Origin of the sequence: Desulfovibrio piger ATCC 29098 (assembly GCF_000156375.1) — a bacterium.
In the GTDB taxonomy this organism is placed as follows: domain Bacteria; phylum Desulfobacterota; class Desulfovibrionia; order Desulfovibrionales; family Desulfovibrionaceae; genus Desulfovibrio; species Desulfovibrio piger.
Window position 1 is genome coordinate 652323 of the sequence record NZ_DS996359.1, and the last position, 21023, is coordinate 673345.

At 65.8% G+C, this 21023-nt stretch carries 17 protein-coding genes; 12 read left to right on the top strand and 5 right to left on the bottom strand.

Annotated features, from left to right (window positions below):
- Nucleotides 1-513 precede the first annotated feature (513 nt).
- The 4 genes from recR to DESPIG_RS09405 form a co-directional block, all read right to left on the bottom strand.
- Nucleotides 514-1128: a recombination mediator RecR gene (recR, locus tag DESPIG_RS09390; protein WP_006007935.1), complete on the bottom strand. Its 615-nt coding sequence runs from the start codon at nt 1126-1128 to the stop codon at nt 514-516.
- Between the two features lie 3 nt (nt 1129-1131).
- Nucleotides 1132-1443: a YbaB/EbfC family nucleoid-associated protein gene (locus DESPIG_RS09395; RefSeq protein WP_006007936.1), complete on the bottom strand. Its 312-nt coding sequence runs from the start codon at nt 1441-1443 to the stop codon at nt 1132-1134.
- A complete protein-coding gene (dnaX, locus tag DESPIG_RS09400; protein WP_006007937.1) occupies nt 1436-3448 on the bottom strand; it encodes a DNA polymerase III subunit gamma/tau in 2013 nt (670 codons plus the stop codon). Before dnaX ends, DESPIG_RS09395 begins: the two co-directional genes overlap by 8 nt.
- Nucleotides 3449-3509: 61 nt before the next feature.
- Nucleotides 3510-4430, bottom strand: a complete 921-nt coding sequence (locus DESPIG_RS09405) for a branched-chain amino acid transaminase (protein ID WP_006007938.1) — start codon at nt 4428-4430, stop codon at nt 3510-3512.
- A gap of 473 nt (nt 4431-4903) precedes the next feature.
- Between DESPIG_RS09405 and DESPIG_RS09410 the strand changes: the two genes are divergently transcribed.
- From DESPIG_RS09410 to DESPIG_RS09435, 6 genes are all read left to right on the top strand, one after another.
- Entirely contained in the window at nt 4904-6640 is a 1737-nt protein-coding gene (locus DESPIG_RS09410) for a hydantoinase/oxoprolinase family protein (RefSeq protein ID WP_006007940.1), read from the top strand.
- Nucleotides 6641-6905: 265 nt separating this feature from the next.
- Nucleotides 6906-7391 carry a tRNA (cytidine(34)-2'-O)-methyltransferase gene (locus tag DESPIG_RS09415; protein ID WP_006007942.1) on the top strand — a complete coding sequence of 162 codons (486 nt, stop codon included), beginning with the start codon at nt 6906-6908 and terminating at the stop codon, nt 7389-7391.
- 355 nt (nt 7392-7746) lie between these two features.
- Nucleotides 7747-8487, top strand: coding sequence for a sulfite exporter TauE/SafE family protein (locus tag DESPIG_RS09420; RefSeq protein ID WP_006007943.1), 741 nt, complete (start codon nt 7747-7749; stop codon nt 8485-8487).
- Between the two features lie 141 nt (nt 8488-8628).
- Nucleotides 8629-11781, top strand: coding sequence for an efflux RND transporter permease subunit (locus tag DESPIG_RS09425; RefSeq protein WP_040369923.1), 3153 nt, complete (start codon nt 8629-8631; stop codon nt 11779-11781).
- On the top strand, nt 11771-12397 hold the full coding sequence (locus DESPIG_RS09430; protein ID WP_040369791.1) for a hypothetical protein: 627 nt from the start codon (nt 11771-11773) through the stop codon (nt 12395-12397). The genes DESPIG_RS09425 and DESPIG_RS09430 overlap by 11 nt, the downstream gene beginning before the upstream one ends.
- A 186-nt stretch (nt 12398-12583) precedes the next feature.
- On the top strand, nt 12584-13798 hold the full coding sequence (locus DESPIG_RS09435; RefSeq protein ID WP_006007946.1) for a bifunctional 3,4-dihydroxy-2-butanone-4-phosphate synthase/GTP cyclohydrolase II: 1215 nt from the start codon (nt 12584-12586) through the stop codon (nt 13796-13798).
- Between the two features lie 197 nt (nt 13799-13995).
- Here DESPIG_RS09435 and DESPIG_RS13835 read toward each other — a convergent pair whose 3' ends face one another.
- Nucleotides 13996-14340: a hypothetical protein gene (locus DESPIG_RS13835; RefSeq protein ID WP_006007947.1), complete on the bottom strand. Its 345-nt coding sequence runs from the start codon at nt 14338-14340 to the stop codon at nt 13996-13998.
- A gap of 196 nt (nt 14341-14536) precedes the next feature.
- On the opposite strand from DESPIG_RS13835, the gene DESPIG_RS09440 reads away from it, so the two are divergent.
- The 6 genes from DESPIG_RS09440 (at nt 14537) to DESPIG_RS09465 (ending at nt 20920) form a co-directional block, all read left to right on the top strand.
- Complete coding sequence (locus tag DESPIG_RS09440; RefSeq protein WP_040369792.1) at nt 14537-15517, top strand: lipoate--protein ligase; 981 nt, start codon at nt 14537-14539, stop codon at nt 15515-15517.
- 147 nt (nt 15518-15664) lie between these two features.
- Nucleotides 15665-16747: a glycine cleavage system aminomethyltransferase GcvT gene (gene gcvT / locus DESPIG_RS09445; RefSeq protein ID WP_006007949.1), complete on the top strand. Its 1083-nt coding sequence runs from the start codon at nt 15665-15667 to the stop codon at nt 16745-16747.
- A gap of 227 nt (nt 16748-16974) precedes the next feature.
- On the top strand, nt 16975-17358 hold the full coding sequence (gene gcvH / locus DESPIG_RS09450) for a glycine cleavage system protein GcvH (RefSeq protein WP_040369793.1): 384 nt from the start codon (nt 16975-16977) through the stop codon (nt 17356-17358).
- A gap of 77 nt (nt 17359-17435) precedes the next feature.
- Nucleotides 17436-18767 carry an aminomethyl-transferring glycine dehydrogenase subunit GcvPA gene (gene gcvPA, locus DESPIG_RS09455; protein ID WP_006007951.1) on the top strand — a complete coding sequence of 444 codons (1332 nt, stop codon included), beginning with the start codon at nt 17436-17438 and terminating at the stop codon, nt 18765-18767.
- The gene (gene gcvPB, locus DESPIG_RS09460) at nt 18764-20215 is read left to right on the top strand and encodes an aminomethyl-transferring glycine dehydrogenase subunit GcvPB (RefSeq protein ID WP_006007952.1); all 1452 of its coding nucleotides are present in this window, start codon (nt 18764-18766) and stop codon (nt 20213-20215) included. The genes gcvPA and gcvPB overlap by 4 nt, the downstream gene beginning before the upstream one ends.
- 243 nt (nt 20216-20458) lie before the next feature.
- Complete coding sequence (locus DESPIG_RS09465; protein ID WP_006007954.1) at nt 20459-20920, top strand: EVE domain-containing protein; 462 nt, start codon at nt 20459-20461, stop codon at nt 20918-20920.
- Nucleotides 20921-21023 lie beyond the last annotated feature (103 nt).

Here is a 21023-nt window from a genome sequence, read left to right on the forward strand (position 1 = left end):
GCGCTGTTGCAGCAACGCGCGACCGGATGGCGGCCGTAGGCCGTGCCCGTTGGCCGCGAGGCCATTACGGGCATCGACAGCAACGCGCGACCGGATGGCGGCCGCAAGGCCGTGCCCGTTGGCCGCGAGGCCACTACGGGCATCGACAGCAACGCGCGACCGAATGGCGGCCGCAAGGCCGTGCCCTCGACGCCGGACCGGGCGTGGCATCCGGGGCCGTCGGTCTGACCGGCAGGGGGCTGTAAGGCGAAAGGTCCACGGAACGCGCCGCGAAACGGCATCCCTGCGGCCTGCCGCGCCCCCCGGAACGGCAGCCGCCGGACATGCGGACATGGCGGCGTGATGAAGACGCCTTCCCGGGATACACCGGGAAGGAGAGGACGGCACAGAGCGTCCTGCGGGGAGATCCCCGGGCCGGGACAGGGACGGACAGGCCGCCTGTCTCCGGCATGAAAAAAAGAAAGGGCGCCTTGGGCAAGGCTCCCTTTCCCGTCTGGAAACTGTCGGGATGCGCTAGATGTCCTGCCGGTATTGCAGGGACTGGCGCAAGGTCTCCCGGTCCATGTATTTGACCTCTGCCCCCAGGGGGATGCCTTGGGCCAAGCGCGACACCCTGATGTGCGGGAAACGTTTGCGGACGAGGTTCCTGATGAACGACGCCGTGTTCTCCGCATCGATGGTGGCCCCCAGGGCAAGGATGAGCTCGCGGATCTCGCCTTCCTCCAGCCGGGAGATGAGGCGGTCGAGGTCGAGGTCGAGGCTGTCGCTGTCCATGTTGGCCAGCGGGGCCAGCAGGCCGCCGAGGATCATGTACTGGCCGTGATAGAAGCCGCCTTCGTCCAGGGTCAGCATACTGTCCCATTCGTTGACCAGGCAGAGCGTGTCCCGGGAGCGGTTCTCGTCCTTGCAGATGTCACAGGGATCGGTGGCCGAAAGGCCGCCGCAGCGCGAACACAGGTGCAGATTGTCCCGCAGGTCGTGGATGCCCTTGCCCAGGCGCCGGGTCTCGGCCTCGGGCCACTTGAGCAGGGTCATGGCCACACGCATGGCCGATTTGGGGCCAAGCCCGGGCAGGCGCGCCAGCTGTTCCACCAGGGCGCGCAGCGGTTCGGGAATCTGGCTGTGCATGGCCTAGAACACGCCGGGAAGACGGATGCCGCCGGAGATGGCGCTCATCTCGCGGTCCAGGGTCTCGCGGGCGATGCGGCCGGCTTCGTTGACGGCAGCCATGATGAGGTCCTGCAGCATTTCCACGTCGCCGCCTTCCAGGGCCTTGGGATCGATGGTGAGGCCGCGCAGTTCCTGCTTGCCGGAGACAACGGCCTTGACCATGCCGCCGCCGCTGCTGGCTTCGTAGGTGCGTTCGTTGAGTTCGTTCTGCAGCTTGGCCAGTTTGTTCTGCATGACCTGCGCCTGGCGCAGGATATCGTTCATGTTACGCATGGGTATCTCCTTGGTTGGATTCGGTACAATGTTCGATATTGGCGTTGAGCAGACGGAGGCAGGCCTGCATCTCGGGCCTGTTCCGAAATTCTTCTATCAGTTCCGCCTCGGTACGGGCCTGACGCGGGGCCACGAATTCCAGGCGCAGATGCCCGGCGCCCCAGGCCGCCAGGGCCTGTTCCAGCTGGGGGCGCTGCTTCTCGGTCTGGTGCAGCAGGGTCTCGGCCCGCGGGGTCAGGCGCAGGCAGTCCGGTTCCCAGCTGGCGCGCAACTGGCGCAGCAGGTGCAGCTGCGGCGCGGCCTCGCCATTCTCCAGACGCCGGGCGCAGAAATCACAAAAGGCCTGCCAGTCGGGGCGGAAGCCTGCCGCAGCCGCAGGGGCAGTCGGACGCGTCTCCACGGCAGGCGCCGCCGGAGGCACGGGGGGCGTCGCCGGTGCGGCCGGTGCCACAGGAGCGGCCGGAGCCGCGGGCCGGGCAGGCGCCACCGGGATTATCGGCGCGGCGGCCGGGATGTCGTCCGCCTCGATCATGCCCGATTCGCTGGGCCCCACATGCTCCGGATGCGCCGGGGCTTCGGCCCGGGGCTGGGCGGCTTTCGGGGCCGGGGTCTCCGTCACCCGCGCAGGACGGGACGTGGCTTGGCGGGCGGGCGCCTCCCGCTGGGGCCGCGCGCAACTTCCGGGGCGCCGGGAGGGCGCAGGCTCGGGAGCGGGTTCGCTGCTGCCGGCAGCGGCGCTCTTTTCCGCCGGGGTCCCGTGTTCACGGGCGCGGGCCGCCGGGGCCTGGACGGGAGCGGCATGGCCCATGTCCCGGGGCGGGAGGGGGCTGCCTTCCTGCCTGTCGTGGCCGGGATGGCCCTGTACGGGCGCGGCCGGTGCCGGGGCGCTGTCCATGCGTTCCAGGGGCAGCAGCTGCGGCAACAGGGCCAGATTGAGCAGCAACAGCTCCAGGGCCGCGGCCGGCTCGGGATTCTGCACGATGCCGCGCTGGGCGTCCAGTACCATCTGCCAGGCGGCGTGCAGGTGCCCTGCGGAAAAACGCGGGGCCAGGCCCTGCCAGAAAAGGATCTCTTCGCCGGGCAGGCCCAGGGTGGGGGCCACGGCATCGCCGCCCTGCCGCAGCAGGAACAGGTCGCGCAGATGTCCGGCCAGCTCGCGCACGAAAAATCCGATGTCCACCCCCTGGCGGAACAGGCCGGCGCACAGCTGCGAGACGGCCGCGCAGTCCCGGGCGTGGAGGGCGTCGAACAGGTCGGCGGACAGCTCCTGTCCGGCCAGGCCCAGCACTTCGCGGGTCACGGCGCTGGTGAGGTTGTCGCCGCCCAGGGCCAGGGTCTGGTCCAGCAGGGACATGCTGTCGCGCACGCTGCCCGCGGCCCGGCGCGCGATGAGGCGCACGGCACCTTCCTCGAAGGGGACGTTCTCCTTGTTCAGGACCTGGGACAGGTGCTGCACGAGGGCGTCCTCGCCCAGATGGCGGAAGACGAAATGCTGGCAGCGGCTGACGATGGTGATGGGGAACTTGTGCGCCTCGGTGGTGGCGAAGATGAAGACCACGCGCGCGGGCGGCTCCTCCAGCGTCTTGAGCAGGGCATTGAAGGCGCTGCGCGAGAGCATGTGGGCTTCGTCGATGATAAAGACCTTGTAGCGGCCCTCCATGGGGGCGTAGCCGATGTTCTCGCGCAGGGCGCGGGCGTCTTCCACGCTGTTGTTGGAGGCGCCGTCGATCTCGGTGACGTCCACATGGCTGCCCTGGGTGATCTTGCGGCACTGGTCGCACTGGTTGCAGGGCTCGGGGCCCGGCGCATGGCGGCAGTTGAGGGCCTTGGCGAAGATGCGGGCGATGGTGGTCTTGCCCACGCCGCGCGTGCCGCTGAGCAGATAGGCGGCGGCGACCCGGTCTTCGGCGGCGGCACGGGAGAGCACGGCCTTGACCATGTCCTGTCCGGCGACCTGGGCAAAGGTCTGGGGGCGGTATTTGGCGGCGAGGGAGAGGTGCTTCATGAAAAAAACGGCAGGGCGCGCCTGTCCCCCAAAAAGGTTACAGGCGCGCCGGAAGAGAGTGCTAGAACGTGTAGTGGCTCAGCCAGTCGGCGTACTTGGCGTTCTGGCCCTTGACCACGCCGAAGTATTCCTTCTGCAGGTGCTTGGTCACAGGGCCGGCATGGCCGGCGCCGATGGTGCGGTTGTCCACTTCGCGGATGGGCGTGATCTCGGCGGCGGTACCGGTGAAGAAGGCTTCGTCGGCGATGTACAGCTCGTCACGGGTGAACTGCTGTTCTTCCACGGTGTAGCCCAGGTCGCGGGCCACCTTCATGACGGAGTCACGGGTGATGCCGCCCAGGATGGAGGTCCAGGGCGTGGTCTTGATGATGCCGTCGCGCACGATGAAGATGTTTTCACCGGTGGCTTCGGAAACGAAACCGTTGGTATCCAGCATCACGGCTTCGTCGTAACCGTCTTCCTTGGCTTCGATCTTGGCCAGGATGGAGTTCACGTAGTTGCCGGCGGCCTTGGCCTTGCTCATCAGGGTGTTGACGTGCATGCGGGCGAAGGAGCTGGTCTTGGCGCGGATGCCCATCTCCAGGGCTTCGGGGCCAAGGTAGGCGCCCCAGGGCCACACGGCGATGATGGTGTGGACCTTGTTGTTGCCGGGGTAGACGCCCATTTCGCCATCACCCACGAAGGACAGGGGACGGATGTAGCCTTCCTTCATCTTGTTGGCCTTCAGGGTGTCCAGGATGCCCTGGCTGATCTCGTCGACGGTGTAGGGAATGTTCAGACGCAGGATCTTCGCGGAATTGAGTAGGCGCTGGCTGTGTTCCTTCAGGCGGAAAACGGCGGAAGTGCCGTCAGCACAGGCATAGGCGCGGATGCCTTCGAAAACGGCGCTGCCGTAATGCAGGGCATGGGTGAGAACGTGAACCTGGGCGTCGGCCCAGGGGACCATTTTGCCGTCAAACCAGATGAAATCGGTCGTTTGCATGATACATTCCTCAATATATTCCGCGATATTGGCCAGGCCGGATCTTCCGCGCGCGGCGGGGCCTGTCCGAAGGGTAAAAATTTACTGGAAAGCGCCGCGTATGGCAAGCGTCCGCGGGCAGGAAGATGCACTGCCCGCAACGGGAAGGCGAAGGTCCCGCCCGCAAGGCGGCGTGTCCGCTTGGTGTTCCCCGTAAGGGGAAGGATGGAGGCGGACGGCACGGCGAAGGACAGGGCCTGTCCGGGACCGGGGGAGGTACCCCATGGGCCTCCCGGCGGACACGCCCGGCCGGACTGCGGCCCCGTGCGTTACGGGCGCTCCCCGTCAGCCGCTGCGTCCGCTTCCGGGTGGTCAGATCTACGGAGGGCACACCGGCCGCCAGGGCAGGGGCCGGGCCTTGCTTGTCAGTGGCGGGACGAAAGTTTACAACCCAGCAGACAAACATTTCAGGCAGCGATGCCTGTGGAGGCAGCATGACAGCGCAGACGTTTCTGGGGATCGATGCGGGCGGCACGCATACCGATGCCGTGCTTTGCGGGCCGGAAGGCATCCTGGCCGGGGCCAAGGCGCCCACCTGCCACGAAGATCTGCCCTCTTCGGTGCGTGCGGCACTGGCCGCTCTGGAAAAGGCTCTGGAAGAAAGATTCGGCCCCGAGGGCCCGGCGCGCCTGCGTGCCGCGGACCGGGTGACCGTGGGCACCACCCTGGCCGTCAACGCCCTGGTGCAGGGCCGGGCCGACCGTGTGGCCCTGGCGCTGAGCGCCGGGCCGGGTCTGGCGCCCGCCCGTTTCGCCATCGGGGACGATGTCTGCATCCTGCCCGGCGGTCTGGACCATCGCGGCGTGGAAGTGACGCCTCTGGATACCCGTCCTCTGGCCGAGGCCTGCGCCGCCTGGAAAAAGAAGGGCGTGCGGGCCGTGGCCTGCGTGGGCAAGTTCTCGCCCCGCAATGCCGCGCACGAGCTGGCCATGGCCGACGTAGTGCGCGCTGCCGGCCTCACGCCTGTATGCGGGCACAGCCTGTCCGGCGAACTCAATTTCCCGCGCCGCATCGCCACGGCCTATTACAATGCCGCCGTGGCCCGCATCGTGGACGGCTTTTTGACCGCTGTGGAGCAGAGCCTGCAGGAAGCGGGCATCCGGGCCCCCCTGCGCCTGCTCAAGGCCGATGGCGGGGCCGTCCCGGCGGCCCTGGCCCGGCAGGAACCCGTGCAGTCCGTCCTGTCCGGCCCGGCGGCCAGCGTCATGGGCATTCTGGCCCTGTGTCCCGCCGTGGCGGAAGATGCCTGCTCCGTGCTGCTGGACGTGGGCGGCACCACCACGGACGTGGCCCTGTTCGCCCAGGGCTCGCCGGTGGTGGACCGTGACGGCATGAGCGTGCGCGGTCGCCGGACGCTGGTGCGGTCGCTGGCGTCCCTGTCCATCGGCGTGGGCGGCGATTCCCTGCTGCGCGTGGAAGGGCAGGGCGCGGCGGCCCGTGTGCACACCGGCCCCCTGCGCGAAGGTCCGGCCATGGCGTTTGGCGGCGCGCGTCCCACGCTGCTGGATGCCCTCAACGTCTGTGACCGGGAACGGCCCGGCAACCTTTCCGGCGATGCGGCGGCCTCCCTGCACGGCGTGGCGGCCCTGGCCGGGGAGCACGGCATGAAGCCCGAAGACCTGGCCGCCCGGGCCGTGGCCGATGCCCTCGATCAGGTGGCGGCGGCCGTGCGCGAGCTGGTGGACGGCGTCAATGCCCGTCCCGTCTATACGCTGGCGGCCCTGCGCGGCCTGCGCGACATCGCGCCGGAGCGGGTCTGGCTGGTGGGCGGCCCGGCGGAACGTCTGCGCGAGCGTCTGGCCGGACGGCTGGCCCTGCCCGTGGATTGTCCGCCCCACGCAGCGGTGGCCAATGCCGTGGGCGCGGCCCTGACCCTGCCCACCGCCGGTCTGGAAGTCTATGCCGACAGCGGCCGTGCCCTGCTGCGTGTGCCTTCGCTGGAACTGGAAGAAAAATTGCCGCGTGCGGCCACGCTGGAGACCGTGAAGGAACGTGCCGTGGCCCTGCTGGAAGAACGTCTGGCCGCCCATGACGCTGCCGGGGCCCGGGTGGAGGTGGTGGAAGCCGACCTCTTCGCCGTGCTGGACGACAGCGGCCGGGCCTCGCGCGACATGCGCGTGCGCTGTCAGGCCGTGCCGGGCATCACCGGACAGGTGAGGGCGGCGGGCTAGGCCTGTCGCTGGCCCACCATGGCATGCATGTTTTTTAGGGGAGAGGGGGCTGCGCGCTGCCGATGCCCGTCAGGTTGTTCCAGCGGTCCCGGGCCTGCTGTTGGGGGCGCCTCATCTTTGTGCCCCTGTCTGTAACGCTCCCGCGTTGCTGACGGGCAGGCCCAGAGGGATGCCATCAGCTCGCTGCGGCGCGCGAAGGGGCTCTGCCTGGACACCTCTTTATCCTCCTTTCGATTACCGTCGTCATAAAAAGGGACGCCATCCTATGAAGATCGTGCTGTTCGAGCCGGAGATCCCGCCCAATACCGGCAACATCGCGCGCCTGTGCGCCTCCACGGGCATCCATCTCAACCTCATCGAGCCGCTGGGCTTCAAGCTGGAGGACCGCTACCTCAAGCGCGCCGGGCTGGACTACTGGCCGCATGTGCGCATGGATGTCTGGCCGGACTGGGACAGCTGGCTGGCCGCCGCCACGGCGGAGAACGGCGGTACGCCGCCGCGCTGTGTGATGACCTCCGCCCGGGGCGGGGAGCCTTTGCAGCACTTCGCCTTCGCGCCGGACGACTGCCTGGTCTTCGGGCCCGAGACGCGCGGCCTGCCGCCGGAGATCCTGAAGCGCTCCCCGTACAAGGTCCGCATCCCCATGCTCAAGGACAGCGTGCGCAGCATCAACCTTTCCACGGCCGCGGGCATCGTGCTGTTCACGGCCATGAGTTCCTGCGGGCTCATGGAAGGCCCGGAATGGCAGTGATCCGGCTGCCCGCCTCGCAGCCTGCGGGGTAATCGATTTCCCGGAGCCATAAGGCAGGGTGTCCCCCTGCCTTTTTTCATGTCTTTTTCCGGAACGGCGGGGGGGCGTGCCCTGCCGCGAAAACGTGCGCAGGGTATGTCGCCGGTCGGGGACGTGTGAGAGGAATCTATCAGTAAAAATAATCTGTTTCCTTTTTGTGATGCGTTTATGCAACCTGTTTTTGCCTTTTGGGGAGGATGGGGACGCATCCGCGCAACATCCGCGCCGTATCTTGCCAGCAGGGCCAAAAAGGAGAATAAGGCATAAGAGGTGCGGCCAGCGTGCCGTATCGATTTTTCCACATCCGGGGGTCGTGATGATCGTTGTTTTGCTGGTATGCCTGCTGGTGGGCTTTCTTGTGGGGCTGGCCGGAGTGGGCGGCATCCTGGTGCCGCCTGTGCTCATCCTCATGAGCGGACTGGAGCCGCACACGGCCATGGGGACGGCGCTGGCCTCCTTCATCGGTACGGGCTTCGTGGGCACATGGCTTTATCACAAGAACGGACACTACCGTTTTATGGAGGCCGTGCCCTTTGCGCTGGGCAGCTTCGTTTGCGCCGCGCCCGGTGCGCTGGTCAACGCCCGTATCGATGCCGGACCGCTGGTCATGATCCTGGCGGTCATCATCGTGTTTGCCGGTGCCTGCACCCTGCGCCCGCCCAAGCCGGGCCGCAAGGGCAGCCCCTTCTGGCTGGGCTGGAAGGGCAGGGCGGTCATCGGCGGCGCCACGGGCTTCATGGCCGGGCTCACCGGCGCGGGCGGCCCTGTGGCCTCCATCCCCTGGATGGTGCTGGTGGGGTATTCGCCCATCCATGCCGTGGCCCTGTCCATGCCCTACCAGATCGCCACCTCGTTTTCCGGCAGCGTGGGCAACATGATGGGCGGCCATGTGGACTGGATGCTGCTGCCCGCCCTGTGCGCCGTGCAGGTGGTGGGCCTGCTGGGCGGCATCGCCATGGCCCAGCGTGTGTCGGCACCGTTTTTGCGCAAGGTCATCGGTGCCTTGTGCATCGGACTGGGGGCCTTCCTCTTCCTGCGCCAGGCGGGCTGTTTTTGATAGAAAAAATTCCCGGCCTGTTTCTGGGGGATAATCCCCTTGAATCTCAAATAAAATAACGTTGCAGACGCAACATTTTGGCGGGCGGGCCATGGGCTCGCCCGCTTGTGTCCTGCGGGACGGGCAGGTATGCTGCAGCGTATGAATATCGCTGCCCTTTTCATCCGCCGACCCGTGGCCACGGCACTCATCATGCTGGGCATGCTCTTTTTTGGGGCTGCCAGTTATGTGAACCTGCCGGTCAACCAGTTGCCCAACGTGGACTTTCCCACCATCCAGGTGAGCGCCGACCTTTCCGGTGCTGACCCGGAGACCATGGCCGCTTCCGTGGCCACGCCGCTGGAAAAGGAATTCTTCACCATCGCGGGCATCGACTCCATCTCGTCCGTCAATGCCACGGGTCGAACACGCATCACGATCCAGTTCGCCCTGGACCGTGATATCGACGCCGCGGCCCTGGACGTGCAGGCCGCCATCGGTCTGGCCCAGCGCCGTCTGCCCACCAACATGACCAACGACCCCAGCTTCCGTAAGGTCAACCCGGCGGACTATCCCATCCTCTATCTGCGCGTGGGGTCTCCCACCCTGCCGCTGTACGAGCTTAACGAATATGCCGATACCCTGGTGGGGCAGCGACTCTCCATGGTCAAAGGGGTGGCCCAGGTGGTCATCTACGGGCAGAAGAAGTATGCCGTGCGCGTGCGTGTGGACCCCGACGCCCTGGCCAGCCGCGGGCTGGGCATCGACGAGGTGGCCGATGCCGTGAGCGGCGCCAACAGCAAGCTGCCCACGGGTTCGCTGGAAGGGGAGCGGCGCGCCAGCGCCATCAAGGCCTCGGGCCAGCTGGAGAACGCCGAAGCCTTCCGGGACGTGGTGGCGGCCTACCGCAACGGTGCTCCCGTGCGCCTTTCGGACATCGGCGAAGTGGTGGACAGCGTGGAGCAGGACAAGCAGCTTTCCTGGGCCGATGACGGCAAGCCCTGTATCATGCTGGCCGTGGAACGCCAGCCCGGCGCCAATACCGTGCAGGTGGTGGACGACATCAAGACCCTGCTGCCCGGCCTGACCCGCCAGCTGCCGCCCTCGGTCAAGCTGGAGATCTTCTATGACCGCTCGGAATCCATCCGCGAGTCCGTGGCCGAGGTGAAGTTCACCCTGGTGCTGACGGTCTTCCTGGTGGTGCTGGTCATCTTCCTGTTCCTGCGCAACCTGCCGGCCACCATCATCCCCAGTCTGGCCCTGCCCATGTCGGTCATCTCCACCTTTTCGGTGATGCTGGCCATGGGCTTCAGCCTGGACAACCTTTCGCTCATGGCCCTTACCCTGGCCGTGGGCTTCGTGGTGGACGACGCCATCGTCATGCTGGAGAACATCGTCCGTCACCAGGAGATGGGCAAGGACCCGCTCACGGCGGCGTATGACGGCTCGGGCGAGATCGGTTTCACCATCCTTTCCATGACCGTCTCCCTGGCGGCGGTCTTCATCCCGGTGCTGTTCATGGGCGGCATCGTGGGCCGTCTGTTCTACGAGTTCGCCGTGGTCATCATCACGGCCATCCTGTTCTCGGGCGTAGTCTCCCTGACCCTGACCCCCATGCTTTGCGCCTACTTCCTGCGCCATTCGGGCAGCAAGCACCGCGTGGGCTATGAGGGCATCTACGGCAAGCTGGAGCGCGCCTTCGAATGGCTGGCCAACAAATACGCCCGTTCTCTGGATGTGGTGCTGCGGCACCGCCGCACCACGCTGATCTTCTCGCTCCTGTTGCTGCTGGCCACCGGCTGGCTGGGCGTCATCGTGCCCAAGGGCTTTTTGCCCAGCGAAGACATGGGCTTTGTGGTGGCCACCACCGAGGCGGAGCAGGGCATCTCCTTTGAAGGCATGGTCAAGGCCCAGCACAAGCTGGACGAGGTGCTGCGCAACAACCCGCATGTGGACCGCTTCAATTCCGTGGTGGGCATCGTGGGCAGCAGCCAGAGCATGAGCAACGGCACGCTCATGATCCACCTCAAGCCCCACGGCGAGCGTCCGGACATCCAGACCGTGGTGCAGCGCCTGCGCCGCGAGCTCAACACCTCGCCGGCCATGCAGGTCTTCCTGCGCGTGCCGCCGGCCATCAACATCGGCGGGCGCTCCACCAAGGCCCTGTACCAGTACACCCTCACCGGCACCAACATGCAGGAGCTGTTCGAGTGCGCCCAGAAGGTGGAGGCCGCCCTGCGTCAGGTGCCGGAGATCCAGGACGTCAACAGCGACCTCCAGCTCAAGAATCCCGAGATCCGGGTGACCATCGACCGCAACCGCGCTTCGGCCCTGGGCATCAGCGCCGGGCAGATCGAGCTGGCTTTGCAGACGGCCTATGGCTCGCGCGAAGTCTCCACCATCTACGCGCCCACCAACGACTATACGGTCTTCGTGGAAGTGCGCAAAGACTTCCAGCGCAACCCCGACGCCCTGACGCGCCTGTATGTGCGTTCTTCCAGCGGCGAGCTGGTGCCCCTGTCCACCGTGGCCAAGATGAGCCCCGGTGTGGGCCCCATCGCCGTGAACCATGACGGCCAGTTCCCGGCCGTGACCATCTCGTACAACCTGCGTCCCGGCGTGGCCCTGAGCGAAGGCGTGGCCGCCGTGGAGCGCGTCAGCCTGCCGCTGTTGCCCGACTCGGTGAGCGCCAAGTCCCAGGGCACGGCCCAGGCCTTCCAGGATTCGCTCAAGGGCATGGGCTGGCTGCTCCTGCTGGCCATCGTGGTCATCTATCTGGTGCTGGGCATCCTTTACGAGAGCTTCATCCACCCGCTGACCATCCTTTCCGGCCTGCCGTCGGCGGGCTTCGGGGCCCTGTTCACCCTTTGGATCTTCGGTCAGCCGCTGGACCTTTACGGCTTCGTGGGCGTCATCATGCTGCTGGGCATCGTGAAGAAGAACGCCATCATGATGCTGGACTTCGCTTTGGAAGCCCAGCGCCATGATCCCTCGCGCACGCCGCTGGATGCCATCACCGAAGGCTGTCATGTGCGTTTCCGTCCCATCATGATGACCACCATGGCGGCCCTCATGGGCGCCCTGCCCATCGCCATCGGCATGGGGGCCGGCGCCGAGGCCCGCCGTCCTCTGGGCCTGGCGGTGGTGGGCGGCCTGTGCTTCTCCCAGCTGGTGACCCTGTACATCACGCCTGTGTATTACGCTTATATGGAAGACTTCTCGCGCTGGCTCACCCGCCGCTTCGGACAGCGTTTCGAGGCCAACCGCGCCGCCCGCGCCGAGCATGAGAAGGAGGAGGGCAGCCATGCCGGATAACACGCCGGTCTGCCGCCGCTGCGGCCGTTGCTGTGAACTGGGCGGGCCCGGCCTGCTGCGGGACGATGCCCCGCTGTTGTCCTCGGGTGCCCTGAGACCGGAGATGCTCGTCTGCTTGCGTCGCGGCCAGTGGGCCCGGCAGGACGGCATGGGCGGCGGCCTGGCCCAGCTGGAGAACGAGATGCTTAAACTGGCCGGGACGGGCAAGGCCCCGCATCCGTGGCAATGTCTGGCCTATGCGCCCGGCACGGGCTGTACCATCTATGACCGGCGTCCCGTGCAGTGCGGCGTGCTGTTCTGCGAGGATACCCGGCCGCTGGAGGCCCTGTTGCGGGACGTGCCGGCTCTGGACCGCCGGGCGGCCATCGCCCTGCTGCCCCTGCCCGACGCGCGGCGCCGCCTGTGGGAGGAGCTGGTGCAGGCCCATGAGGAAGCCTGCGACGTGCGCCAGTATTTCGTCCTGCTGGACATGGGCGACCGCGAGGCCGCCGCGGCCATGGAACGTTACGACGCCGCCTTCCGCCGGCTTTGTGTGGAGCGCGGCGCGCTGGCGGAGGCCGAGCTGCCCTTTTTGCTGGGGCAGCCCCTGCGCGATCTGCCCCGCAACGAGGGCTAGCCCCCGGCTGCGGACCGCGGGCCGCCGAATGGCCTTGCCTGCCTCCAGGCATCTTGCCGGAGACCGTTCCCGGGCCACGGCCCGGCCCAAAACTGCGCCCCCCGTTGACAGGACGGCAGAGCGGCCCTACTTTTAGGCACAAACGAAGATAACGCCGTCCCGTACGGCACAAGCCAAGGAATTGACATGCCTCTGTGCAGCACTGAAGAAGCCATTGCCGAGATCCGGCAGGGCAAAATGATCATTCTTGTGGACGATGAGGACAGGGAAAACGAAGGCGACCTGACCATGGCCGCCGAATTCGTGACCCCTGAAGCCATCAATTTCATGGCCAAGTTCGGCCGTGGTCTCATCTGCCTGCCCATGTCCGGCGAAATGGCCGACAAGCTGCAACTGCCCCTGATGGCCAAACATAACGGTTCGCGTTTCGGCACCAACTTCACGGTGTCCATCGAGGCCCGCGAAGGCATCACCACCGGCATCTCCGCCGCCGACCGCGCCACCACCATCAAGGCCGCCGTGGCCGACGGCGCCCGTCCTGACGACCTGGTGACCCCCGGCCATGTCTTCCCCCTGCGTGCCCGTCCCGACGGCGTGCTGGCCCGCGCCGGCCAGACCGAAGGCAGCGTGGACCTGGCCCGTCTGGCCGGTCTCAAGCCCGCCGCCGTCATCTGTGAGATCATGAAGGACGACGGCACCATGGCCCGCATGCCCGACCTGGAAGTCTTTGCCGCCGAACACGGCCTGAAGATCGCCTCCGTGCGTGACCTCATCTGCTACCGCATGCGCCGCGGCCAGGTGTCCGTCAAGTGCGATGCCAAGGCCCATCTGCCCAGCCTGTACGGTGACTTCACGGTCTACGCCTACGAGAGCGACCGCGAGCCCGGCACCCATCTGGCCCTGGTCAAGGGCGACATCACCACGCCCGAACCCGTGCTGGTGCGCGTGCACAGCCAGTGCCTCACCGGTGACGCTCTGGGCTCCCTGCGCTGCGACTGCCGCGGCCAGCTGGCCGCCGCCCTGCGCCAGATCGAAAAGGAAGGCCGCGGCGTGCTGCTCTACATGCGCCAGGAAGGCCGCGGCATCGGCCTGGCCAACAAGATCCGCGCCTATGCCCTGCAGGATCAGGGCTACGACACCGTGGAAGCCAACCGCAAGCTGGGCTTCCCCGATGACCTGCGCGACTACGGCACCGGCGCCCAGATCCTCGTGGACCTCGGCATCACCAAGATCCGCCTGCTGACCAACAACCCCAAGAAGATCGTGGGCCTGTCCGGTTACGGCATGGAGATCGTGGAACGCGTGCCCATCGAGATCGAAGCCTGCCCCGAAAACGAATCCTACCTGCGTACCAAGAAGGAAAAGATGGCCCATCTGCTGACGGGCATCCGCTGCCACTAGGCCGCAGGACAACGCGTCTGCATGGCGGGGAAGAGGACTTGCTCCTCTTCCCCGCTTTTTTTGTGCCCTTGTTCCATCCCCGGCTGCGGAGGAGCGGGTCAGTCCCTGCCATGGCCGGACCACAGGGAAAAGCGGGGCTGATGACGCGAAGATGTTCGCGTCATCACAGGTGAATGTTTGTAATCGATAGATGAAATTTATAAAATATTTAAAAAATTTTGTAAGAAAATCATTTCACATGATTGCATGAATGATTTTTTATGAAAGTTGTCTTCTGATAGAGAGCGGGTTTTTGCATATTCTCCATTTATTCCTGCATTGGTATCGCAAAAAATGAACAGGAAAAATCGACGCAGTATGCGGATAGTATGCGGAAGACTGCGTTGGCTGGCAGCATTTTCCTGAGAAGGATGATTCCTTTTCACCCCTGCATCCAAACATGGCACAGCGGCGGCGGTCTTGCTGCCGGTCACGCGCACGGCCTTTTGGAATGGCCGCACCCTTCCGGGCGTAGCGGGGGATGGCGTTCCCTTTTTTCTCACAGCAGGCTATGCTCCTGCACTGTCTCGGGATGGCAGGAGGCGGCCTGTGCCGCCCTTGCCGTCAGCCGGGCATGGGCTCGACCTCACGCCATATTTCACAAAGTATTTTCTGAAATATTTCTTGTTGGGCCCCCATGGCTATGTTACTTTCATGCCGGACCCGGCATCGGCTGCGGTCTTTTTTCAGGAGCGTCCCATGCGGTTTCTTTCCCTTTCCTCCACGGATCCTGCTTTCAATCTCGCTCTTGAAGAATGCCTGCTGCAATGGCTGCCTGCGGATCATCCGGGCCTGTTTTTGCTCTGGCAGAATGCCCCCAGCGTCATCGTGGGACGCCATCAGGTGACGCTGGACGAGATCGACAGCGACTTCGTCCGCCGGCGCGGCCTGCCCGTGGTGCGCCGCATGACCGGCGGCGGCGCGGTCTACCATGATTTGGGCAACCTTAATTTTTCCTTCATGGAGAATGCGCACGGTCGTAAGACCGTGGACTTTGCACGCTATCTGCGCCCTGTTTGCGCGGCTCTGGCCGAGCTGGGCGTCCAGGCCTCCCTTACCGGGCGCAACGATCTGGAAGCCGGGGGCCGCAAGATCTCGGGCAGCGCACAGTCCCTGCGTCAGGGGTGCATCCTGCATCACGGCACCCTGCTGGTATCGCTGGACTTTGGCGAGCTGGTGCAGGCCCTGCACGTGGACCCGGACAAGATCCGCTCCAAGGGCATCGCTTCGGTGCGCTCGCGGGTGGCCAACATCTCCGAGTTCTGGGCGCCGGGCAGCAGCATGGAAAGCCTGCGGGCTGCGCTGCTGCGCCACTGTGCCGACGGGGAAGGGGAGCTGGAGCCGGAGGTGCTGCGGGCCGCGGAAGAGCTGGCGGAACGCAAATACCGCAGCTGGGACTGGAATTACGGTGCCTCGCCGGCCTTCAGCCTGCAACGGCGCGAGCGTTTCCCCTGGGGGCTGGTGGACTGGCGCCTGGACGTGCGGGACGGCATCGTCCGGGGCTGCCGCATCTGCGGGGATTTTTTCGCCGCCGCGGACATCGCCGGGCTGGAAGAGCGCCTGCGCGGGGTGCCCTGCCGGAGCGACGCGCTGGCCGGGGCCCTGAACGGGGTGGCCTGGCAGGAATATTTCTCCCATTGCGATCCGCAGCGCATGGAGCAGTTTTTTACGACGTTGTAGGCCCATCCCTCCGGGCGTTCCGGGACAGGTCCCGAATGCTTCGGGGAGGAGCGACCTCTCTGCGCTAACATCAGGCCGGTCGGGCTCCCACCCTGACCGCGCCACCCGTCATCCGGCCGGAACCGCGCCGGAAAGGAGGAAGGAACCGTGGCCGAACTCAAGACCCCGCTCACGGACTGGCATGTGGCCCACGGCGCCAAGATGGCGCCTTTCGCGGGCTGGCTGATGCCCATCCAGTATGAGGGCATCCTCGTGGAGCACCAGCATACCCGTCAGCATGCCGGTCTGTTCGATATCTGCCATATGGGCGAGTTCCGCATCCGGGGCGCCGGTGCCGATGCTGCGCTGGCCGCCGCCATGAGCCACAACCTGGCCACGCTGGCCCCGGGCCGCTGCCGCTACGGCTTCCTGCTGACGGAGAAGGGGACGGTGCTGGATGACTGCATCGTCTACCGTTTCGGCCCGGACGACTTCATGGTGGTGGTCAATGCCGCCTGCGCCGCCGGGGACTTCGCCACCCTGCGTGCCCGCCTGCCCGAAGGCGTGGCCCTGGACGACATCTCGGAACAGACCGGCAAGATCGACCTGCAGGGCCCCGAGGCCGTGGACGTGCTGGAGACCCTGCTGGGCCGCAGCCTGCGCGACATGCCCTATTTCGGCTTCCGCAGCGAGGGCTGGCAGGGCTGTGAGCTGCTGGTGAGTCGCACCGGCTACACCGGTGAGCTGGGCTTCGAGCTCTATGTGCCCGCCGGACAGACCCAGGCCCTGTGGGAAGCCCTGCTGGCCGATGAGCGGGTCAAACCTGTGGGCCTTGGCGCGCGCGATACCCTGCGTCTGGAAGCCGGCCTGCCCCTCTATGGTCACGAGCTGGACGAAAACCACACCCCGGCCGAGGCGGGCATGGGCCGCATGCTGACCAGCACCGCCCCGTATGTGGGCCGTGAAGGCGCGCAGGAAGTGCGCCAGAAGCTGCTGGCCCTGAGCATCGAAGGCCGCCGCGCCGCCCGCAACGGCGATGCGCTCCTGCTGGAAGACGGCACCCCGGCGGGCGTGGTCACCAGCGGTTCGTTCGCGCCTTCGCTGGGCCATGTGGTGGCTTTTGCCTGGGCCGACGCCGACAAGGCCGATGCCGCCACCTATCTTGTGCAGGCCTCGCGCAGCCAGCTCAAGGCCACGGTCACCGAAGCGCCCTTCTATAAGGAAGGCACGGCCCGCAAGAAGCTGGCCTAGAAGGCCCCGGCCCTCGTCGGCCGGTACGGAGCCTGCCCGTCATCCCCTGTCCGGCGCGGCCGAACGAAGGAAGACGGCGCTCACCATATTTCAGGAAAGCTCCCGGCAGGGCAGGGGGAGGCCCGGCAGCACCATGCGGATGGCGGACTGCCGGGGCCCCTCGCCCCGCCACAGATGCTGACATCAACTTCCGGGACAGCGCATTGCCCCGGACCAAGGAGAAGACCATGAGCAATCCCGAAGACCTGCTGTACAGTGCGTCCCACGAATGGGCCAAAGTCAACGGTGAAGAAGCTGTCCTGGGCATCACCCATTTCGCCCAGGAATCCCTGGGTGACATCACCTATGTGGACATGCCCGCCGAAGGTGACGAACTGACCGCCGGCAGCGAGTTCGGCGCCGTGGAATCCGTGAAGGCGGCCAGCGACCTGATCTCGCCCGTCAGCGGCACGGTGGTGGCCGTGAACACCGAGCTGGAGAACGCTCCTGAAGTCATGAACAGCGATCCCTACGGCGCCGGCTGGATCGTGCGCGTGAAGCTGTCCGCCCAGCCCGAAGGCCTGATGGACGCCGCGGCCTACGAAGAACACTGCAAGAACGAGCAGCACTAGTCCGTGGAGCGGCAGGGTCCCGGCCCTGCCGCCTTTTTTCCACCAGCACGGCAGCCTTCGCTGCAAGGAGCTCCCCTATGCCATTCATTCCCCATACGCCGGACGAAGTGCAGGAAATGCTCTCCGTCGTGGGTGTGCGCAACCTTGATGACCTTTTTGCGGACATCCCGCCTGAAATGCGCCCCAAACATTTCGATTTGCCCAAGGGGCAGAGCGAATTCGCCGTGTGCCGCTACTTCGAGGACCTGGCCGCCGCCAACGTCTCGCCCGCCGTCTCCTTCCTGGGCGCGGGCTTCTATGCCCATTACGTGCCCCGCGCCGTGGACGCCCTTTCCGGCCGCAGCGAGTTCTATACCTCCTACACGCCCTATCAGGCCGAATGCTCGCAGGGCACCCTGCAGGCCATCTTCGAATACCAGACCGCGGTGAGCCGCCTGCTGGACATGGATTGCGCCAATGCCTCCGTCTATGACGGTGGCACGGCCCTGTTCGAGGCCTGCATGATGGCCGTGCGCGCCACACGCCGCAAAAAGCTGGTGGTGGACCAGTGCATCAATCCCGTCTGGCGGGCCATGCTGGAGACCTACTCCTCCAGCCTGGACATCACTCTGGTGACCGTGCCCCACAAGGACGGCCTGAGCGACATGGAAGGCCTCAAGGCCGCCGTGGACGCCACCTGCGCCGCCGTGCTGGTGCAGAACCCCAACTTCTTCGGCGCCGTGGCCGACTTCAGCGAGCTCTTCGCCCATGCCCGCGCCTGCAAGGCCCTGGGCGTCATCTCCGTCTATCCGGTCATGCAGTCCGTGCTCAAGACCCCCGGCGAGATGGGCGCCGACATCGCCGTGGCCGAAGGCCAGAGCCTGGGCCAGCCCCTGAGCTTCGGCGGTCCCTATCTGGGCATCATGACCTGCCGCAAGGAGCATATCCGCCAGTTCCCCGGCCGTATCGTGGGCCGCACCACGGATCTGGAAGGCCGCACCGGCTATGTGCTCACCCTGCAGGCCCGCGAGCAGCACATCCGCCGCGCCAAGGCCACGTCCAACATCTGCTCCAACCAGTCCCTGTGCGCCCTGCGCGCGCTCATGTACCTTTCGCTGGTGGGCCCGGACGGTCTGGCCCGCGTGGCCGAGCACGGCATGGCCCTGGCCCGCTACGCGGTGGAAAAGCTCACGGCCCTGTCCGGTGTCTCCCTGCTCAATGACGCTCCCTTCGGCAATGAAGTGGCCCTGCGCCTGCCGCGTCCCGCCGAGGAGGTGGTGCAGGTCCTGCTGCGTCAGGGCGTGGCCGCCGGTTATCCTGTGGGGCGTGCCTATGCGGGCATGGATGATGTGCTCTTGCTGGCCTGCACCGAATGCAATACGCGTGCGCAGGTGGATGCCATGGTCGAAAAGCTGGGAGGTCTGCTGTGAAAACCATTTTTGCCGAATCCGTAGAAGGCCGCCGCGCCTCCGGCCTGGCCCTGCCCGTGGACGACGACGCGCCCCGCGCCGCGCAGATGCTGCCCGAAGCCCTGCTGCGCAAGAGCGCGCCGCGCCTGCCCCAGTGCTCCGAACTGGACGTGGTGCGTCACTTCACCAACCTGTCCAAGCTCAACTACAGTGTGGATGCCAATTTCTATCCCCTTGGCTCCTGCACCATGAAGTACAACCCCAAGTTCACGGAATACGTGGCCTCGCTGCCGGGCTTTGCCCGCATGCATCCCCTGCTGGCCCAGCTTTCCGGCGAACTGGCCCAGGGCGCCCTGCAATGCCTGTATGACGCCGAACAGTGGCTGTGCGAGGTCACGGGCATGAAGGCCTTCACCTTCCAGCCCATGGCCGGGGCCAACGGCGAATACACCGGCGTCAAGCTCATCGCCGCCTACCACAAGGCCAAGGGCCGCAACCGCACCAAGATGCTCATCCCCGACTCGGCCCACGGCACCAACCCTGCCTCCGCCGTGCTGGCGGGCTTCGAGATCGTCAACGTGGCCTCGCGTGACGGCATGGTGGACCCCGCCGCCCTTGAAGAGGCCATGGCCAAATATCCCGACCAGGTGGCCGGCCTGATGATGACCAACCCCAACACCCTGGGCCTGCTGGAGCTGCACCTGCCGCGCATCGTGGAAGTGCTGCGCCGTGAGGACGCCCTGCTGTACTACGACGGCGCCAACATGAACGCCATCCTGGGCAAGATGCGTGTGGGCGATGTGGGCTTCGACGTGGTGCACCTCAACGTCCACAAGACCTTGGGCACGCCCCACGGCGGCGGTGGCCCCGGCTGCGGTCCCGTGGGTGTGGGCGAGCGCCTGCTGCCCTTCCTGCCCGCGCCGCGTGTGCGCAAGGCCGAAGACGGCAGCTATGCCCTGGACTACGACCTGCCGCAGAGCATCGGCCACATCGGTCCCTTCTACGGCAGCTTCGCCGTGGTGCTGAAGGCCCTGGCCTACATGATGCGTCTGGGCGCCGAGGGCCTGACCCGCGCGGCCGAGTTCGCCAGCCTCAATGCCAACTATCTGCGCAAGAAGCTGGAAGGCGTGCTCGATGTGCCCTTCGACCGCATCTGCGCCCATGAGTTCGTGGCCTCCGCGCCTGAAGGCCTGCGCGCCCTGGACATCGCCAAGGCCCTGCTGGACCGCGGTTTCCATGCGCCCACGGTCTACTTCCCGCTCATCGTCCATGAATGCCTCATGGCCGAGCCCACGGAGACCGAGAGCAAGCAGACCCTGGATGCCTACATCGAGGCCCTGCGCGAGATCGTGGCCCTGGGCAAGTCAGATCCCCAGCAGCTGCTGGATGCTCCGGTGAAGATGCCCGTCCGCCGTCTGGACGAGACCGCGGCCGCGCGCCACATGATCCTTACGGAAGATATGGAATAACAGGCAGGATGCCCGTGCCCTCCGTCAGGGCGCGGCGTCCCGCGTGTCATGCCTTCGTCACGGCGGCCCTTCGGGGCCGCCGCTGTTTTGGGGGCATGGGAACCGGTGTGCGGAAGAGCGGGGGACGAGAGGGGAAGGGACGTTTTTTGTAAAAACTGCCCCTTCCCCTCTGCGTGCCTGCTTCTTTTCGGAACACTTGCTACTTTCTTTTTGAGAATATATCCTGATAGAAAAGGAGGTACCATGAACTACTGGTTGTTCAAGAGCGAGCCGGGCTGCTACTCCTGGCAGGATCTGGAGGCCGCGCCCGGGCAGACCACGTCCTGGGACGGCGTGCGCAACTATCAGGCCCGCAACTTCATGAAGGCCATGAAAAAAGGCGATCTGGGCTTTTTCTATCACAGCGGTGCGGACCCCTCCATCGTGGGCGTGGTGGAAGTGGTGCGCGAGGCCTATCCCGACCATACGGCGCAGGACCCCGAGAACAATCATTTCGATCCCCGGGCCACGCCGGAAAAACCCATCTGGGAGATGGTGGACGTGCGCCTGCACAAAGCCCTGCCTGCCCTGAGCCGCAAGGAACTCTCCGCGCATGCGGCCTTGGCCGGTATGGAGCTCATGCGCCGGGGCAGCCGTCTTTCCGTTCAGCCGGTGAGTGCGGAAGCCTTTGAATATATTATGCATTTGGCGAATGAGAAAAAATAGACAATCTCAAAGCCTGCATGGGGCGCAGAAAAAGTGTTGCCGGGAGATTCTGGACAGGATATAAAAAAATTTTTTGTTTTGATTTCTTACCGGTAAGATAAGT

Coding starts and splice junctions, on each gene's coding strand:
- DESPIG_RS09415 (WP_006007942.1), top strand. CDS start 6,906: ATGAAGATCGTGCTGTTCGAGCCGGAGATCCCGCCCAATACCGGCAAC.
- DESPIG_RS09440 (WP_040369792.1), top strand. CDS start 14,537: ATGCGGTTTCTTTCCCTTTCCTCCACGGATCCTGCTTTCAATCTCGCT.
- gcvPA (WP_006007951.1), top strand. CDS start 17,436: ATGCCATTCATTCCCCATACGCCGGACGAAGTGCAGGAAATGCTCTCC.
- DESPIG_RS09405 (WP_006007938.1), bottom strand. CDS start 4,430: ATGCAAACGACCGATTTCATCTGGTTTGACGGCAAAATGGTCCCCTGG.
- DESPIG_RS09420 (WP_006007943.1), top strand. CDS start 7,747: ATGATCGTTGTTTTGCTGGTATGCCTGCTGGTGGGCTTTCTTGTGGGG.
- gcvH (WP_040369793.1), top strand. CDS start 16,975: ATGAGCAATCCCGAAGACCTGCTGTACAGTGCGTCCCACGAATGGGCC.
- DESPIG_RS09435 (WP_006007946.1), top strand. CDS start 12,584: ATGCCTCTGTGCAGCACTGAAGAAGCCATTGCCGAGATCCGGCAGGGC.
- DESPIG_RS09430 (WP_040369791.1), top strand. CDS start 11,771: ATGCCGGATAACACGCCGGTCTGCCGCCGCTGCGGCCGTTGCTGTGAA.
- DESPIG_RS09465 (WP_006007954.1), top strand. CDS start 20,459: ATGAACTACTGGTTGTTCAAGAGCGAGCCGGGCTGCTACTCCTGGCAG.
- DESPIG_RS09395 (WP_006007936.1), bottom strand. CDS start 1,443: ATGCGTAACATGAACGATATCCTGCGCCAGGCGCAGGTCATGCAGAAC.
- dnaX (WP_006007937.1), bottom strand. CDS start 3,448: ATGAAGCACCTCTCCCTCGCCGCCAAATACCGCCCCCAGACCTTTGCC.
- DESPIG_RS09425 (WP_040369923.1), top strand. CDS start 8,629: ATGAATATCGCTGCCCTTTTCATCCGCCGACCCGTGGCCACGGCACTC.
- recR (WP_006007935.1), bottom strand. CDS start 1,128: ATGCACAGCCAGATTCCCGAACCGCTGCGCGCCCTGGTGGAACAGCTG.
- DESPIG_RS09410 (WP_006007940.1), top strand. CDS start 4,904: ATGACAGCGCAGACGTTTCTGGGGATCGATGCGGGCGGCACGCATACC.